Annotated in this window: 1 pseudogene; it reads left to right on the top strand. The window is 41.4% G+C overall.

The features are described from left to right. Window positions 1-41: 41 nt before the first annotated feature. Window positions 42-444: pseudogene (locus HC176_RS16575) on the top strand (hypothetical protein); the annotation flags it as partial.

The following is a 444-nucleotide window of genomic DNA, read 5'->3' on the forward strand; positions in this document are numbered from 1 at the left end:
TTGAGATGGTGCGGGATACTCTTCTTCTAAAGGAGTCAAAAATGACAATTTCCAATGCTTTTCTTGAGATCTACCGTAATAAACTAGTGAAAGACGATGTTCGAAGAAAACCGCTTTACAGTGAGCTTCTGCGGAACGCCCCGGTAAAACTGAATTTTAAGCAGGTACTGGTGGAGAACAGTGAGATCATTTATGAAGAGCAGGTGCAGGAGAGCAGGCAACCTGCAATTATTAGATTTACTGATGTTTCCGCGGAAATAAATAATTTGAATAACCTTACTTCCAAAGAAATTCCGCAGCCAAAGATCACCGCAAGAGCTAATTTTATGAATGGAACGCCGGTAAATCTTACCTGGACCTTTCCTGTTTTTGACATGAATAACAGCTTTACTATTTCCGGAAGCTTCGGTGCGCTCCAAGGAGAGGCATTAGATCCGTTTTTAG

This window comes from Tamlana crocina (assembly GCF_012037625.1).